The 15,460-nt window shown below is 72.7% G+C and carries 11 protein-coding genes and 1 pseudogene; all 12 read right to left on the reverse strand.

Features of this window, described 5'->3' with window-relative positions:
- Nucleotides 1-1,105 precede the first annotated feature (1,105 nt).
- Nucleotides 1,106-2,659, reverse strand: a complete 1,554-nt coding sequence (locus tag FOE67_RS03550) for a hypothetical protein (RefSeq protein WP_438874177.1) — start codon at nt 2,657-2,659, stop codon at nt 1,106-1,108.
- A gap of 153 nt (nt 2,660-2,812) precedes the next feature.
- Complete coding sequence (gene dapD / locus FOE67_RS03555) at nt 2,813-3,799, reverse strand: 2,3,4,5-tetrahydropyridine-2,6-dicarboxylate N-succinyltransferase (RefSeq protein WP_182660284.1); 987 nt, start codon at nt 3,797-3,799, stop codon at nt 2,813-2,815.
- Nucleotides 3,800-3,924: 125 nt separating this feature from the next.
- Nucleotides 3,925-6,270, reverse strand: coding sequence for a glycosyltransferase (locus FOE67_RS03560; protein ID WP_182660286.1), 2,346 nt, complete (start codon nt 6,268-6,270; stop codon nt 3,925-3,927).
- The gene (locus FOE67_RS30230; RefSeq protein ID WP_323384140.1) at nt 6,267-7,736 is read right to left on the reverse strand and encodes a glycosyltransferase family 29 protein; all 1,470 of its coding nucleotides are present in this window, start codon (nt 7,734-7,736) and stop codon (nt 6,267-6,269) included. Before FOE67_RS30230 ends, FOE67_RS03560 begins: the two co-directional genes overlap by 4 nt.
- A gap of 276 nt (nt 7,737-8,012) precedes the next feature.
- Nucleotides 8,013-8,342: a metal-sulfur cluster assembly factor gene (locus FOE67_RS03570; RefSeq protein WP_182660288.1), complete on the reverse strand. Its 330-nt coding sequence runs from the start codon at nt 8,340-8,342 to the stop codon at nt 8,013-8,015.
- A 247-nt stretch (nt 8,343-8,589) separates the two neighbouring features.
- A pseudogene (sufU, locus tag FOE67_RS03575) lies at nt 8,590-9,033 on the reverse strand (Fe-S cluster assembly sulfur transfer protein SufU); the annotation flags it as partial.
- 99 nt (nt 9,034-9,132) lie between these two features.
- Nucleotides 9,133-10,389: a cysteine desulfurase gene (locus FOE67_RS03580; protein ID WP_182660290.1), complete on the reverse strand. Its 1,257-nt coding sequence runs from the start codon at nt 10,387-10,389 to the stop codon at nt 9,133-9,135.
- A 133-nt stretch (nt 10,390-10,522) separates the two neighbouring features.
- Nucleotides 10,523-11,287, reverse strand: coding sequence for a Fe-S cluster assembly ATPase SufC (gene sufC, locus FOE67_RS03585; RefSeq protein ID WP_182660292.1), 765 nt, complete (start codon nt 11,285-11,287; stop codon nt 10,523-10,525).
- Nucleotides 11,288-11,294: 7 nt separating this feature from the next.
- Nucleotides 11,295-11,633, reverse strand: a complete 339-nt coding sequence (locus FOE67_RS03590) for a non-heme iron oxygenase ferredoxin subunit (protein WP_182660294.1) — start codon at nt 11,631-11,633, stop codon at nt 11,295-11,297.
- Nucleotides 11,630-12,811, reverse strand: a complete 1,182-nt coding sequence (gene sufD, locus FOE67_RS03595; protein WP_182660296.1) for a Fe-S cluster assembly protein SufD — start codon at nt 12,809-12,811, stop codon at nt 11,630-11,632. Before sufD ends, FOE67_RS03590 begins: the two co-directional genes overlap by 4 nt.
- Before the next feature lie 189 nt (nt 12,812-13,000).
- A complete protein-coding gene (gene sufB / locus FOE67_RS03600; protein WP_182660298.1) occupies nt 13,001-14,422 on the reverse strand; it encodes a Fe-S cluster assembly protein SufB in 1,422 nt (473 codons plus the stop codon).
- Nucleotides 14,419-15,315: a helix-turn-helix transcriptional regulator gene (locus FOE67_RS03605; protein WP_438874178.1), complete on the reverse strand. Its 897-nt coding sequence runs from the start codon at nt 15,313-15,315 to the stop codon at nt 14,419-14,421. The genes sufB and FOE67_RS03605 overlap by 4 nt, the downstream gene beginning before the upstream one ends.
- Nucleotides 15,316-15,460 lie beyond the last annotated feature (145 nt).

Raw genomic sequence — 15,460 nt, forward strand, 5'->3', positions numbered from 1 at the left:
GGGGAAACGGTGGGCTCGATGGGGCGGTTGGGGGGATGGTTGAAGGAATGACGGAGGGATACTGCCTGTTCAGCCACGCGTTCGGGTTTTCGATGTGTAACACGATGCGATGCCGTTACGAAATCGATTCCCGACGGCGGGTCGCGGGCCCGGCGGGGGCTCCGCCGAGGGCGGGCGCGCAGCGGTGGACCGCCACGGCGAACCACTGCGCGTCGGGGCCCGCAGCCGTCGGGCGGAGCGGGGTCCGACGGGTGCGGCCCGGCGCGGGGCCGCTGCGCGGTTCGGCGGAGGTCGAAGAGCCGGCGGCGCCGAAGTGGCCGAAGGAGTCCGCGCCGAGGAACGGCGCTCCCACCGTGAAGCCCGGGCCGTGGCTCCGGTACCCGCCGACCACCACGCCGTCTCTCTCTCCCCCCCCCACCCGTGGTGGGGGCCTGCGGGACACCCGCGCCATCCGGCGGCCCCGGCCGCCCGGATCGCCCGCTCACCGGGCAGCCGCCCCGGGGCACGGCGTGCGGGGCGTTGCGCCGGGGCACGGCGTGCGGGGCGTTGCGCCGGCGGGACCGTCGGCGGCCGTCGTGTCTCCCGCACCCCGGGGGCGCGGGCCGGTGCCGACGGCGGGAACGGGGTTGTCGGGGAGCGGTGTTCGGGTGCCGGGGGCGGGCCCGGTCGGCTGCCCGGCTCCCGGGGCGCGGATCCGCTCCTCGTACCACTCGTGCGGGGTGATGCCGGTGGTGCGCGGGACCACGGCTCCCCCCGGCCCCACCGGCACTATCGGGCCCTCCGGAACCCCGATCCCCGGGGCTCGGGGGGCCGAGGGCGGCGCCGGACCGCCACCACGGCCCGTGGGCGCCGATCCGCTCGGCGACGACCCGGTCCTCGGCCGGTTCCGCCCCGGTGAAACCGCCCTCCACGCCGGCCGGCACCGACGCGGTGGGTGAGCAGGCCCGCAGGCGTCACCGTGTCCTCGCCCTCCACGGCGGGGGCGGGCCACCGGTGGCACACCTCGCGGCCCGCGTCGGGGGTCCCGTCGGCCGGCGGGTCCAACCCGCCCCGGGATCCCCCGGGTTCACGCGAAGGAGTGAACAGCGAGGCGGGGAACCGCCGTTCACCCCCGCGAGCGGGCCCGGAAGGCGGCGCGCCGCGCCTGCTTGGCGATCCGCCGGTCGGGGTGCAGCCGACTCATCGCCTCCAGAACGTCAGCGGTCGCGGGGTGGTCCACCCGCCAGGCCCGGTCGAAGAAGTCGGTGTGGTGTGCGACCAGGCCGTCGACCAACTCGCGCAGTTCCTCCTCGTCCGCGGCACCGCCGGAAACGGCCGCCGGGTCCGAGCCGAAGAGGGCGGGGACCGGACGCGCACCGACCCTGGCCGCGAGGGTGTCCACCGTCAGCCAGAAGACCATCTCCTCCGAGGGGGCGGGCACGTCCCGGACGCCGTGTTCGGTGAGCCACACCCGGGCGAGACCGCCGAGTTCGGGATCGTCGAGCACCTCGCGCAGGGCCGGGGCCGCTTCGTCGCCCAGGAGGGAGAGCACCGACTGGCACTCCAACCGTCGGCCGGGGGCGGCGGGATCCGAACCCCGGGCGGCGGCGAGCAGTTCCCGGGCCGCCTTCTCCGGTTCGCGGCGGGCCAACCATCCCTCCGCCTCCTGCCGGGCGGCCGCCTCGGGGTAGGCCGCGAGCACCGTCAGCAGACGGGAGGCGTCGGCCCCGGCGGCTTCGCCGAGCACCGGGAGGTCCATGCCCGTCTCCGCCAGACGGCGCCGCACGGCGTACAGGCCCAGGGGGGTCAGGCGGAGGCGGCCGTACCGGCGCTCCTCCTCGGCGTCGGGAGGGAGATCGCTCCCGGCCGCGTCCTCCTCGCCGTCGCCGCCGTCCCCGCCCTCCTCACCGATGAGCAGGGTCGGATCCATCCCCTGGTGCTCGATCATCCCGGTGGGGGCGAGTACCGCGAACTGCGAGTCGAGACGGGTCATCACCACCGAGACCTGTTCGAGCGCCTCGTTGTCGGGAGCGACCGGTTCCTCGGGGAAGAGCAGCCCCGCCGCGACCACCGGCAGCGGAACCATCTCCCCGGCCGCTCCCCCGGGGGCGCTCACCGTCATCAGGTAGAGCGAGGCCAGGGCCGCCTCCAGGAAGCCGTTGTCCTCCCCCACCCCGGCGAGGTGCGGGGTCTCCCCCTCCTCGTCCACCAGGGAGTCCTCCAGGACGAAGGCCGAGGTCAGCTCGGCGAGCATCGCGTCCACGGAGCCGTACCAGCGTTCCAGCACCTCGGCCGGGGAGCCGGGCCCGAAGTCGGCGAGCCCCTCGGCCGGGACGGCGCGCGGCGCACCCTCCTCCCCGACCACCTCGACCAGGCCCGCCTCGATCGCGAACGCCCACGCCTCGGCGGCTTTCGACGCCCCCTCGGGGTCCTCGGCCAGCCCCAGCAACCGCACCGCGCGGGCCAGGTCCTCCTCGGTCGGGTCCAGGCCCGGTTCCAGCGGGATGCCCTCCCCGGCCGCCGCGGCACCGGAGGCGTCCCCCGACGTGTCCCGGACCGGCAACTCGCGGGCCAGCCGCAGCGCGCGGGAGGGGAGCGGGGCGGCGAGCACGGCAGCGGCCAGTTCGGCCTCCCGGGGAAGCCGCACGGGCGGCATCACGGCGGGCTGGTCACCGATCACGGCGGGGCAACTCCTTCGGGCGGGAAGAGCGGATCGGGGTCAGCCTAGTGGGCCCCGCCGCCCCGCGAGGGCCGCCGAACGGAGCGGCCCGGCGGGATCGTCGCCGATTCCGCCGGGCCGCCCCGGGGCGGGGACACCCGTCCCCGGGCCCCGTCAGTCGTTGCTGTGCAGAGCGGCGTTGAGGCCGCCCCACGAGCCGGTGCGCTGGAGCGCCTCGACGGTGCCGGTGGTGGAGTTGCGGCGGAAGAGCAGGTTGTTCGCGCCGGTCAACTCCAGGGCCTTGACCACCGACCCGTCCGGGAGGGTGACCCGGGTGCCGGCGGTGACGTAGAGACCCGCCTCGACCACGCAGTCGTCGCCCAGCGAGATGCCGATGCCCGCCTCGGCGCCGAGCAGGCAGCGTTCGCCGATGGAGATGGTCTCCTTCCCGCCCCCGGAGAGGGTGCCCATGATGGAGGCCCCGCCCCCGATGTCGGACCCGTCGCCGACCACCACACCGGCGCTGATCCGTCCCTCCACCATGGAGTTGCCCAGGGTCCCGGCGTTGAAGTTGACGAAACCCTCGTGCATGACGGTGGTACCGGAGGCCAGGTGGGCGCCCAGTCGCACCCGGTCGGCGTCGCCGATGCGCACGCCGGAGGGCACCACGTAGTCGGTCATCCGGGGGAACTTGTCGACCCCGGTGACGATGAGCGGCGCGCCGGCCGCGCGGGCGGCGAGCCGGGCGTGGTCCACCCGATCGATCGGCACCGGACCCAGGTTGGTCCAGGCGACGTTGGCGAGCAGGCCGAAGACGCCGTCCAGGTTCTGGGTGTTGGGCCGCACCAGCCGGTGGCTGAGGAGGTGGAGCCGCAGGTAGGCGTCGTGGGCGTCGAGGGGCTTCTCGGCCAGGGAGGTGATCACGGTGCGGACCGCCACCACCTCGACCCCGCGCCGGGGGTCGGGGCCGAGGGCGTCGAGAGCCGCTTCGCCCAGCAGCTCGCCGGCCCGCTCGGTGGAGAGTCGTTCGGTGCCGGCCGGTCCCGGCTCGTCGAGCAGTTCCGGGGCGGGGAACCAGGTGTCCAGGACGGTGCCGTCGGTGGTGAGGGTGGCGAGGCCGGCGGCCACGGCGCCGGTGGTGGAGTGAGCACGTGCGGTCATGGGGCCACGCTAACCGGCGGCCGGTTCCGCTCGCGAACCGGTCCCGCCCTCCCGGCCCGGAACGCCGTGCCCCGCCGGGGCGGGACCGGGGTCGGGGTCCCGCCCCGGCGGGGCGACGCACGTCCTCAGCCGATCACCGCCTCCACGGCCGGTGTCGTGTCGAAGAGACGCCCGAGGGCTCCCAGGTTGTCCCGGGTCACCTTCCACAGCCACCGCTGCCGGTCGTGCACGTCCGCGACCGTGGCCTCCTGGTTCGCCAGCAGGTCGCGGGCCCGCTCGGTGAGCAGGTCGCCGAGCCGGCGCTCGTGCACCGAGACGCCCCATTCCGGGCGGTCGATGTCCTTGAGGAAGTAGGCCAGCTTGGGGTGCGAGATCAGGCTGATGATCGGTGTCCCGCAGCCGAAGGGGATCATCCCGGCGTGGCCCCGCATGCCCATCACCAGCCGGGTGCGGGCGTACTCGGCCAGGATCCGGGGGGTGTCCCAGTCGTACATGGGGTCCACCGGCAGCGTGATGCCGTGCGCCCGGCGCAGGTCGAGGACGAATTTCTCGTCGGTGACGGCGTGTGCCGCGTACCGGACCTCGACCTCCTCCCCCAGCGCCCGGATGGCACGGGCCATCTGGGCCAGGAAGTGGTCGTAGTCGTGGCCGAAGCGCAGCCCCGCCCGGTCGAAGGCACAGTTGACCATCACCGTGTCGGCCCGCTCGGACGGGTCGCGCCAGCCGGGCACGATCTGCCGGGCCACCGTCGTGGGGCAGGGCTGGAAGACGACCTTCTCCCGCAGTCCGGCCGGCAGCAGCGCGCGGACCCGCTCGACGGACCCGTGGTTGCGCAGTCCGAAGAAGTCGGCCCGCCCGACCAGGGTGCGCAGGCTCTCGGTGAAGCGCTCCCGGGCGTAGGTCTGGCCCTCGAAGGCGTTGTACCCGACGGCGAACACCGCGAGGGGCACCTCGATGGCGCGGATGGTCTCGTCGGTGACGTTCCACTGCCAGGCGCTGTGGCCGTTGGGCGAGGTGTCGGGGATGAACAGTCCCCCTCCGCCGATGACCAGGCCCCGCCGTCGGTTGATCCGGGCCAGCGCGGCGTCGTCCACGTACCGGTGGACGTGCTCGGGGTGCCAGGCGGCGGGACCGATGTCGGGACCGAAGCAGCGCCGCACCGCGTCCGGGAGGACCTTGTCGCCGGCGTTGCCCTGTTGGTCCATGTAGAACGCCACGTGGGCGAGCTGTCGCCCCGCCTCCGCGTCGTCCGCCGTGTCGGCGGGGGGCGCCTGCGCGGTGCGTCGGTGCAGGATGCCGCACATGCGGTCGGTGGGGTCGGCCGCCAGGCCGGCGAGGGCGTACCGCCGGGCCCCCTCGTCGTCGTGCAGCACCCAGCGCAGTTGGGCCAGTCGCCCCATCGCCTTCGGCGTCACCGGCGGGGAGGCGGCCGCGAGCAGCAGGTGGGCCTCCGCCTCGGCGTGACGGGAGTCCGCCATCAGCGCCTGGCCCAGGAGGGCGTGCGCGCGGGCGCGTTCGGCGGGAATCCGGATCCGCCCGAGGACCTCGATCGCGTCGCGGTAGCGTCCCAGGTCCACCAGTGCGGCGGCGACCTGCTGGGCCGTGGCGTGACCGGCCCCGGCCGCCAGGGCGCGGCGGCCGAGGTGGGCCACCAGTTCCGGGTGCTTCTCGCCGGGCAGGGCGAAGAACTCCGCGTGGAAGTCGGCGTCCGACAGGTCGTAGCGGTGCCAGACCTCCTCGGCCGCCTCGTAGCCGACCTCGCCGCCGTTCCACGGCTTGTGCCGGCCGGTGAAGTGGAGGATGGCCACGTCCTCCGGCACCGGCTTGTTCCCCGACAGCCGTCGCTTGACGAAGTTGTAGCGGGGGTCGATGCGCACGAAGTCGCCCTCGAGCAGGGCGTTGAGGATGCCCTGGTCGTGCTTGTCCAGTTCGTACTCGCCGGATCGGCCGATCCGGTCGATCCGCTCGCAGAACCCGTCGGTGAGGTATTCGCGCTGGATGACCAGGAGGCCGCTGTTGAGTTTGTCGCGGCCCTGGAAGAACTGCGCCACCGCGCCCAGTCCCTCGCGCAGGGTCAGCAGCTCGGAGATGTCCCCCGGCACCACCATGTCGGTGTCCAGGGTGATGATCGTGTCGTAGTCCCGGATGCCGAAGACGTCGAGGATGAAGTACGCCTTGCGCACGAGGTAGTTGTGCGGATCGCCCTTCACGAAGTCGGCGTAGTGCTCGGCCCGGACCCTGCGCAGCACGATCCGGGGGTGGAGCGCCTGGATGCGTTCCACCGAGGCCGGCCGCAGGTCGTCGTACAGGACGACGAAGTCCTCGCACACCCGGGGGTTGGACAGCGCCAGGCTGCGCAACAGGACGAGGAAGCCCGGCAGGTAGTTCTCGTCGACGTACGAGGCGAAGGCGATGCGGCGCTTGAGGGGCTGGGTCGCGGCCACGGCGGTCCCCGTCGGGGTCGTGCTCATCGGAGGGCGATCCTCATCTCGTCGGCGTGGCGGGCCCGCTCCATGATCCACTCGCGTTCCCGCCGGTACTCGTGGACGGAGGTGATCGGAAGCTTCATGGCGTCCTGCAGGCGATAGGCGCCCGAGGCGTAGAAGTCGAAACCGATCAGGTCCAGGCGCGGATTGACGTCCAGGAAGTCCAGCAGCCACAGCATGTTGAAGCCGCTGGTGGGAATCGAGGGCCACTCCTCCTCGGTCAGCCGGCCGATCTCGCGGACCGGCCACCGCAGACTCCGGTCGTTGACGTACCGCTGGGCGCCCGGCACCAGACGCCGGCGCACCGACTGCAACCAGGCCCCCTGCTTGCCCCCGAACACCAACCGGGTCCGCACCGGCACGTCCCAGTTGAAGTTGTGCTTGTGGATGGTGGCGTGGATGTCCGTGCGCCGCCCGGTGTGCTCCGCGTCGATGCGGAAGGAGTTGAAGCGGACGACCAGGTCGTAGTCGTCGATCTCCGCGCCCATCCCGCTCGTCGCGACCCGCTGCGAGTTGGCCACCAGGCAGACGCTCCTGCCGGCGATCAGGTTGCGGAAATCGCTCAGCCCGATCACCGAGGTGCCGCCGAGCAGCGGGTCGGGGGTGGACTCGCGGGCCAACAACCGCCGGTGGGTGGAGTACATCTCCACGATCCGGGGGTCGGCCAGGGGGTCGTAGGCGCCCGAGCCGGCCGGGGGCCGGTGGTCGATGACGGCGGTCAGCGCCTCGCTCAGCTCCCCGAGCGGCCGGTCCTCCGCCGTCATCGCGGCCAGCGCGGCGATCAGGTGCTCCACGGCGCCGGCGAAGTCCCCGGCGTCCCGCGCCCGGACGGCGGCGGCCCGGGACTCGGTGGGCGACACCACGGCCCGCTCACCGGCCCCGGGGCAGGCCCGGAGCAGCTCGGCGACGCACTTCTCCAACTGCTCCCGGCTCTCCCGCAGCGAGGCGATGCGGGCCCCGGTCCCGACATCGTCGATGGTGCACAGCGCCAGGTAGCGACCGTGTGCCTCGACGGCCCCCCGGTCGTCGCCGAGCGCCTCCAGCACCCGCGCGCGCAGCCGCCAGCCCGCCCGGGAGTTCTCGCGCACCCCGAGGACGGTCCCGGTCACCCGCCGGGCGAGCCCCAGCGCCTCCGGGGTCCCGGTGTCCACCGCGGCCTGCCCCACCCGGAGCAGGCCGTCGAAAACGGCCGGGTACTCCTTGGGCCATCGGCCGTTGTCCGTGAGGAGGACGGCGGAGCGCGTCGGATCGGTGAGCGCCTCGGCGTAGGCTGCCAGCAGGGCGCGAACCGCCTCCCCGAGGCCGGCCCGCGCCGGATCGGCGTTGCCGACGAGCTGGCCCCCGACGACGGCGCAGTCGGCCATCCGTTCGGCCAGGGCGGACGTTCCGTCCCGCCCCTCCCCCGCCGACGCGGACCTGCGTCGCGTCGGCCTTCCGATTGTGAACTGCACCAGCACTCCTCCCCACACGCCGGGGTCCCGGCGTCGGCTGAACCGGAGCGTAGGAGGGGGCTGTGACGCGACGCGGTGCGGGGGGTGTACGCAGGGTGAACGGGATTCCACGACCGGGGTGAAGAGTCGGCGGAGAGCAGTCGAATTCCCCGCGAACCGCCGGCGCACGGGGACCGACGTGTGCCGGCGCGGACCGCGCGACGACGACACGACGCCCCACCGATCCGTGGACCGGTGGGGCGCAACGGGGAACGCCCGGGGGGCGTCCGGAAGCCGTCAGACGTTGAAGCCGAGGGCGCGCAACTGCTCACGACCGTCGTCGGTGATCTTGTCCGGACCCCACGGGGGCATCCAGACCCAGTTGATCCGCAGCTCGCTGACCAGCCCCTCGGTGGCCGTCCGGGCCTGGTCCTCGATCACGTCGGTCAGCGGGCAGGCCGCGGAGGTCAGGGTCATGTCGATGGTGGCGATGTTGGCGTCGTCGATGTGCACGCCGTAGACGAGGCCGAGGTTCACGACATCGATGCCCAGCTCGGGGTCGACGACGTCGTACAACGCCTCGCGCACCTCCTCCTCGGAGGCCGGGGTGGTGGTGGTCTCGGTCATGGGATCTCCCGGTTGTGATGGTTCACCGCGCCGACCCGCGCGGTCACTTCCTCCCCGCGGTGGCGTCCTCCCCGCCGGCGGCCCGCGCGGTCGCTTCCTCCCCGCCGGCCGCTTGCGCGGTCGCGTCCTCCCCGCCGGCCGCTTGCGCGGTCGCGTCCTCCCCGCCGGCCGCTTGCGCGGTCGCTTCCTCCCCGCCGGCCGCTTGCGCGGTCGCGTCCTCCCCGCCGGCCGCTTGCGCGGTCACTTCCTCCCCGCCGGCCGCTTGCGCGGTCGCGTCCTTCCAGGCCATCCAGCTCAGCAGCGCGCACTTCACCCGCGCCGGATACTTCGACACCCCGGCGAAGGCGACGGCGTCCTGGAGGATCTCCTCCATCTCGTCGTCGGGCTCCAGCCGCCCCCTGGACTGCATCAGCTCCAGGAAGGACTCCTGGATCCGCCGCGCGTCGGGAATCGTCGCGCCGACCAGCAGTTCGTTCAGGACCGATGCGCCCGCCTGGCTGATGGAACAGCCCTGACCCTCGTAGCTGACGTCCGCGATGGTGTCGCCGTCCAGCCGGACCCGCAGGGTGATCTCGTCACCACAGGTCGGGTTGACGTGGTGGACCTCGGCGTCCCCCTCGCGCAGGCCGCGACCGCGCGGGTTCTTGTAATGATCCAGGATCACGTCCTGGTACATCGATTCCAACTTCATCGCGTCATCCTCGCGCTCCGGCCGCGACCCCGCCGGGCCGCGCCGCTGTCACGGACGGTGGGGCGGCCCGGCGGGTTCGCGACCGGGTCGCCCGTGGCGTCAACCGAAGAAGTCGCGGACATGTTCCAGACCCGCGACCAGCGCGTCCACCTCGGCCGGCGTCGAGTACAGATAGAAGGAGGCCCGGGTGGTCGCCGGCACCCCGTAGCGCAGGCAGACCGGACGGGCGCAGTGGTGGCCGACGCGGACCGCGATCCCCAGTTCGTCGAGCACCTGCCCGACGTCGTGGGGGTGGATGTCCCCCAGCGTGAAGGAGATCGCCGCGCCCCGGTCCCGGACATCGGCCGGGCCGATGATCCGGAGGTCGGGCACGGAGGCCAACCGCTCCAGGGCATAGGCGGTGATCGCGTGCTCGTGGGCCGCGATCCGCTCCATGCCGATGCCCGACAGGTAGTCGATGGCCGCACCCAGACCGACCGCCTGCGCGATCGGCGGGGTGCCCGCCTCGAACTTGTGCGGGGCGGGGGCGTAGGTGGAGGAGCTCATCGAGACGGTCTCGATCATCTCGCCGCCGCCCAGGAAGGGCGGCAGGTCCTCCAGCAGTTCCTGGCGGCCCCACAGCACGCCGATGCCGGTGGGTCCGCACATCTTGTGCCCGGTGAAGGCCACGAAGTCGGCCTGCAGCGCCTGGACGTCCAGGACCTGGTGGGGCGCCGCCTGCGAGGCGTCGATGAGGACCAGCGCGCCGACCTCCTGGGCCCGGCGCACGATGGTCTCCACCGGGTTGACGGTGCCCAGGATGTTGGAGACCAGCACGAACGAGACGATCTTGGTGCGCTCGGTGATGACCTCCTCGATCCGGGAGAGGTCCAGGCGCCCGTCGTCGGTGAGGCCGAACCACCGCAGGGTCGCGCCGGTGCGCTGCGACAGCAGCTGCCAGGGCACGATGTTGGAGTGGTGCTCCATCTCGGTGATGACGATCTCGGTGCGCTCGTCCACCCGGTAGGGGTCGTCCGCCCAGCCCAGCATGTTGGCGACGAGGTTCAGCGACTCCGAGGCGTTCTTGGTGAAGATCACCTCGTCGCGGCTGGGTGCGTTGATGAAGGCCGCGACCCGGTCGCGGGCACCCTCGTAGAGCGCCGTCGCCTCCTCGGCCAGCACGTGCACGCCGCGGTGGACATTGGCGTTGTGCCGCTCGTAGTAGGTGGTGAGGGCGTCCAGCACCTGGCGCGGCTTCTGCGAGGTCGCCGCGTTGTCCAGGTAGACCAGGCGCCGACCGTCGTGGACCGTGCGGTCCAGGGCGGGGAAGTCCTTGCGGATCGCCTCGGTGTCGAGGAGGCCGGTCAGCTGCGTCACGCCCCCTCCTTTCGGTAGCTCGTGGGGCCCGCCCCGCGAGGCGGGACGGGCCGGTTCGGGTGCGGTGTCCCGACGCTCGACCGGTCGGCCGATCGTCGGGACACCCGCGCGGCGCCGGGCCGCGCGCTGGCGGTCACGCGGACGCGCCGCCCTTGACGTAGCGCTCGTAGCCCTCGGCCTCCAGCTGTTCGGCCAGCTCGGGGCCGCCGGACTCCACGATCCGGCCCTTGGCGAAGACGTGGACGTGGTCGGGCTTGATGTACCGCAGGATACGGGTGTAGTGGGTGATCAGCAGGGTGCCGACCTCACCGCTCTCCCGGACCCGGTTGACGCCGTCGGACACCACCCGCAGGGCGTCGATGTCCAGACCCGAGTCGGTCTCGTCGAGGATCGCGATCCTCGGCTTGAGCAGCTCCAGCTGGAGGATCTCGTGGCGCTTCTTCTCACCGCCGGAGAAACCCTCGTTCACGTTGCGCTCGGCGAAGGCGGGGTCCATGTCCAGACGGGCCATGGCCTCCTTCACCTCCTTGACCCAGGTCCGCAGCTTCGGGGCCTCGCCCCGGATCGCGGTGGCGGAGGTGCGCAGGAAGTTGGAGACCGAGACGCCGGGGACCTCGACCGGGTACTGCATGGCGAGGAAGACACCGGCGCGGGCGCGCTCGTCCACCGACATCTCCAGCACGTCCTCGCCGTCGAGGGTGACGGTGCCGCCGGTGACGGTGTACTTGGGGTGGCCGGCCAGGGAGTACGCGAGGGTGGACTTGCCGGAGCCGTTGGGCCCCATGATGGCGTGGGTCTCGCCCTGCTTCACGGTCAGGTCGACGCCCCGCAGGATCTCGGTGGAGCCGGTCTCGGTCTCGACGGAGACGTGCAGGTCGTGGATCTCAAGCGTTGCCATGGGGAACTCAGGACTCCTGGGTGACGGAGACGAGCACGGCGGCGCCGGGGCCGTCTCCTTCGATCTTGACAGGGTATACGGGAATGGGACGCGAGGCCGGTGGGCCGGAGGGCCGCCCGGTCCGCAGGTCGAACATGGAGCCGTGGAGCCAGCACTCGATCATGCAGTCCTCCACCTCGCCCTCGGAGAGCGACACGTTGGCGTGGGAGCAGATGTCGTGCACGGCGAAGACCTCGCCCCCGGTGCGCACGACGGAGATCGGCACGCCCTCCAGCTCCACGCGGTGGGGGGTGTCCTCGTCGAGGTCCCCCAACGCGCAGGCCTTCACGAACTCTCCGGCGCTCATCCGATGGACGCCTCGAGCTCGGCCTCCAGCTTGGCCACCAGCCGCTCCTCCACGTCCGGGACGCCGATGCGCTGCACCAGCTCGGCGAAGAAGCCCCGCACGACCAGGCGGCGGGCCTCCTCGGTGGGGATGCCGCGGGAGGTGAGGTAGAAGAGCTGCTCGTCGTCGAAGCGACCGGTGGCGGAGGCGTGTCCGGCGCCGACGATCTCGCCGGTCTCGATCTCCAGGTTGGGCACCGAGTCGACCCGCGCGCCGTCGGTCAGGACGAGGTTGCGGTTGAGCTCGTAGGTGTCGGTGCCGGTGGCGGCGGCGCGGATCAGCACGTCGCCGATCCACACCGCGTGCGCGTCGCGGCCCTGGAGGGCGCCCTTGTAGGCGACGTCGCTGCGGCAGTTGGGGGCGTCGTGGTCGACGAACAGGCGGTGCTCGTGGTGCTGGCCGTCGTCGGTGAAGTAGAGGCCGTAGAACTCGGCCTCGCCGCCGGGCCCGGTGTAGGTCACCCGGGGGTGCAGCCGCACCAGGTCGCCGCCGAAGGTCACGACGACGGAGGTGAAGCGGGCGTCCCGGCCGACCAGGGCGTTGTGCTGGGAGCAGTGCACCGCGCTGTCGTCCCAGTCCTGCACGGAGACCACGGTGAGCTTGGCACCGTCGCCGACGACGAACTCGACGTTGGCCGCGCGGACGGTGTCGCCGGTGTGGTCCAGGACGAGGATCGCCTCGGCGAAGGGCTCCAGCTCGAAGACGGTGTGCCCGAAGGTGACCCCGCCCTCGCCGTGCAGCGAGACCCGGATCGGCTCGGTGAGGGCGCGCTCCTTGGCCACGGTGACCACGGTGGCGCTCTCGAAGGAGCTGTAGGCGCGGGCGGCGACCCGGTCGACCGGCTTGCCGGCACGGCCGAGGCGGGCGTCGTCGCGACCCACCCGTTCGACGGTGACGCCGTCGGGGGCGGTGATGTCGAGCTTGACGGACCCGGCCGGGTCGATCGGCTCGTCGTGCAGGCCGCGCAGGCGCTCGAGCGGGGTGAAGCGCCATTCCTCCTCGCGGCCATGGGGCACCGGGAAGTCGGCCACATCGAAGGACGGCGGCGCACTCATCCGGGTGGCCACGGTGGATTCCGCGGCCACCGCGATGGATCCGGTGGTGGTGGCACCGGCCGGAAGGGTCTGGGCCTCAGCCATGGCAGTCGTCGTGCTCGCTTTCTGGGTCTGCGGGTCGGCGCCGCCGGCGCGGCGGGCGGCGGGCCGGCGGCGGTCGGTTCGGCTCCGGGCGGGTGCCCGGGGCCCCGGTCGGGACCGGGCGGAGGTCGGCCCGCACGGGACGGTCACCGTCTCGGTGATCGTCCCGCGCGGGCCGGCGGCCGGGCGGCGTCAGCCGACCGCGCCCTCCATCTGCAGCTCGATCAGGCGGTTGAGCTCCAGCGCGTACTCCATGGGCAGTTCCTTGGCGATCGGCTCGACGAAGCCGCGCACGATCATCGCCATCGCCTCGTCCTCGGACATGCCCCGGCTCATCAGGTAGAAGAGCTGGTCGTCGCTGACCTTCGAGACGGTCGCCTCGTGCCCCATCGTGACGTCGTCCTCGCGGACGTCCACGTAGGGGTAGGTGTCGGAGCGGGAGACGGTGTCCACCAGGAGCGCGTCGCACAGCACGCTGGACTTCGAGCCCTCCGCGCCCTCGGCGATCTCGATCAGACCCCGGTAGGAGGTGCGACCGCCGCCGCGGGCCACCGACTTGGAGACGATGTTGGAGGAGGTGCGGGGGGCCATGTGCACCATCTTGGCGCCGGCGTCCTGGTGCTGGCCCTCGCCGGCGAAGGCCACCGAGAGGGTCTCGCCCTTGGCGTGCTCGCCCATCAGGTAGACGGCCGGGTACTTCATGGTGACCTTGGAGCCGATGTTGCCGTCCACCCACTCCATGGTGGCGCCCTCGTAGGCGACCGCCCGCTTGGTCACCAGGTTGTACACGTTGTTCGACCAGTTCTGGATCGTCGTGTAGCGGCAGCGGCCGCCCTTCTTCACGATGATCTCCACGACCGCCGAGTGCAGCGAGTCGGACTGGTAGATCGGGGCGGTGCAGCCCTCGACGTAGTGGACGTAGGCGTCCTCGTCGACGATGATCAGGGTCCGCTCGAACTGGCCCATGTTCTCGGTGTTGATCCGGAAGTAGGCCTGCAGGGGGATGTCCACGTGGACGCCCTTGGGCACGTAGATGAAGGAGCCACCGGACCACACCGCGGTGTTCAGCGCGGCGAACTTGTTGTCACCGGTCGGGATGACGGTCCCGAAGTGCTCCCGGAAGATCTCCGGGTGCTCGCGCAGGGCGGTGTCGGTGTCCAGGAAGAGGACACCCTGCTTCTCCAGGTCCTCGCGGATCTGGTGGTAGACCACCTCGGACTCGTACTGGGCGGCCACGCCGGCGACCAGGCGCTGCTTCTCGGCCTCCGGGATGCCCAGCCTGTCGTAGGTGTTCTTGATGTCCTCGGGCAGGTCCTCCCAGGAGGTGGCCTGCTTCTCCGTGGAACGGACGAAGTACTTGATGTTCTCGAAGTCGATGCCGCTGAGGTCGGACCCCCAGTTGGGCATCGGCTTCTTCTCGAACAGCTTCAGCGCCTTCAGGCGGAGCTTGAGCATCCACTCGGGCTCGGACTTCTTCGCCGAGATGTCGCGGACGACCTCCTCGGAGAGGCCGCGCCGGGCGGAGGCGCCTGCCGTGTCGGAGTCGGCCCAGCCGTACTCGTAGGTGCCCAGGCCCTCCAGTTCGGGGTGGGCGGTCTCCGTGGGGAGCGTCATGCGGGGTTCCTCCCGGCAGTACGTGGTGATGCGGTCTTCGCGGTGGTGTTCGATGCGGTTCCCGGGCCGCCGGGGGCGGCCCCGGTGGGTCTCCCGCCGCGGGACGGGGAGCGCGACGCGTGCCGGTGAGGGGCGCGCGTCCGGTCCCCGGGTGTGGTGGCCGGCACGAACGTGGTGCAGACCCCGTCGCCGTGGGCGATGGTGGCCAGGCGCTGCACGTGGGTGCCGAGCAGGCGGGAGAAGACCTCGGTCTCCGCCTCGCACAACTGCGGGAAACGCTCGGCGGCGTGGGCCACCGGGCAGTGGTGCTGGCACAGCTGCTCGCCGCCCGGCGCGGGGGCCGAGCGGGCCGCGGCGGCGAAGCCGTCCCGGCTGAGCGCCGCCGCGAGGGCGGCGGTGCGACGGTGCGGTTCGGCTCGCTCCACCTCGGCGCGATAGCGCTCGGCGAGCGCGTCGGCCCGGGCGCGGGCGAAGGCCAGCACCGCGGCCTCGCCCGGCTCCCCGCCCCCGGCGCCCCGGGCGATCCATCGCAGGGCGTCCACGGCCAGCTGGTCGTAGGCCTGCTCGAAGGACTCCCGGCCCTCGTCGGTCAGGGCGAACACCTTGGCGGGACGCCCCCGACCCCGGGCACCGTGGACCCGGCGCTCGCGCGCCTCCACGATCCGGTCGGCGGTGAGCGCGTCGAGGTGCCGGCGGACGGCGGCCTGGGTCAGTCCCAGCCGTCCGGCCAGTTCGGCGGCGCTGGAGGGGCCGTGGTCGAGTATGGAGCGGGCCACCCGGCCGCGGGTGCCGTGCTGCTCCTCGGAGGCGGGCAGGCCGGGGTGCGGGGGCGCGGTGGTCGCGTCGACCGACCGGTTCCCCTCCCGCTGGGCATGCTCGCTCCGGTTTTTCACAACACCATTGTTGCGTAATTCGCCGGCGGCGGGCAAGCCGGCCCCCCGCGCCACGGAATGCCGTGCGTCACGTAAGGCATGCCTAACCGGGGAGGGTCGGCGGGTGGGAACGGGCCCCGTGGAGCGCGGGACCGGGGCTCCGGGG

This window comes from Streptomyces calidiresistens (assembly GCF_014141525.1).
Classification (GTDB): Bacteria; Actinomycetota; Actinomycetes; order Streptomycetales; family Streptomycetaceae; genus Streptomyces; species Streptomyces calidiresistens.

Coding starts and splice junctions, on each gene's coding strand:
- dapD (WP_182660284.1), bottom strand. CDS start 3,799: ATGACCGCACGTGCTCACTCCACCACCGGCGCCGTGGCCGCCGGCCTC.
- FOE67_RS03560 (WP_182660286.1), bottom strand. CDS start 6,270: ATGAGCACGACCCCGACGGGGACCGCCGTGGCCGCGACCCAGCCCCTC.
- FOE67_RS03570 (WP_182660288.1), bottom strand. CDS start 8,342: ATGACCGAGACCACCACCACCCCGGCCTCCGAGGAGGAGGTGCGCGAG.
- sufC (WP_182660292.1), bottom strand. CDS start 11,287: ATGGCAACGCTTGAGATCCACGACCTGCACGTCTCCGTCGAGACCGAG.
- FOE67_RS03590 (WP_182660294.1), bottom strand. CDS start 11,633: ATGAGCGCCGGAGAGTTCGTGAAGGCCTGCGCGTTGGGGGACCTCGAC.
- sufD (WP_182660296.1), bottom strand. CDS start 12,811: ATGGCTGAGGCCCAGACCCTTCCGGCCGGTGCCACCACCACCGGATCC.
- sufB (WP_182660298.1), bottom strand. CDS start 14,422: ATGACGCTCCCCACGGAGACCGCCCACCCCGAACTGGAGGGCCTGGGC.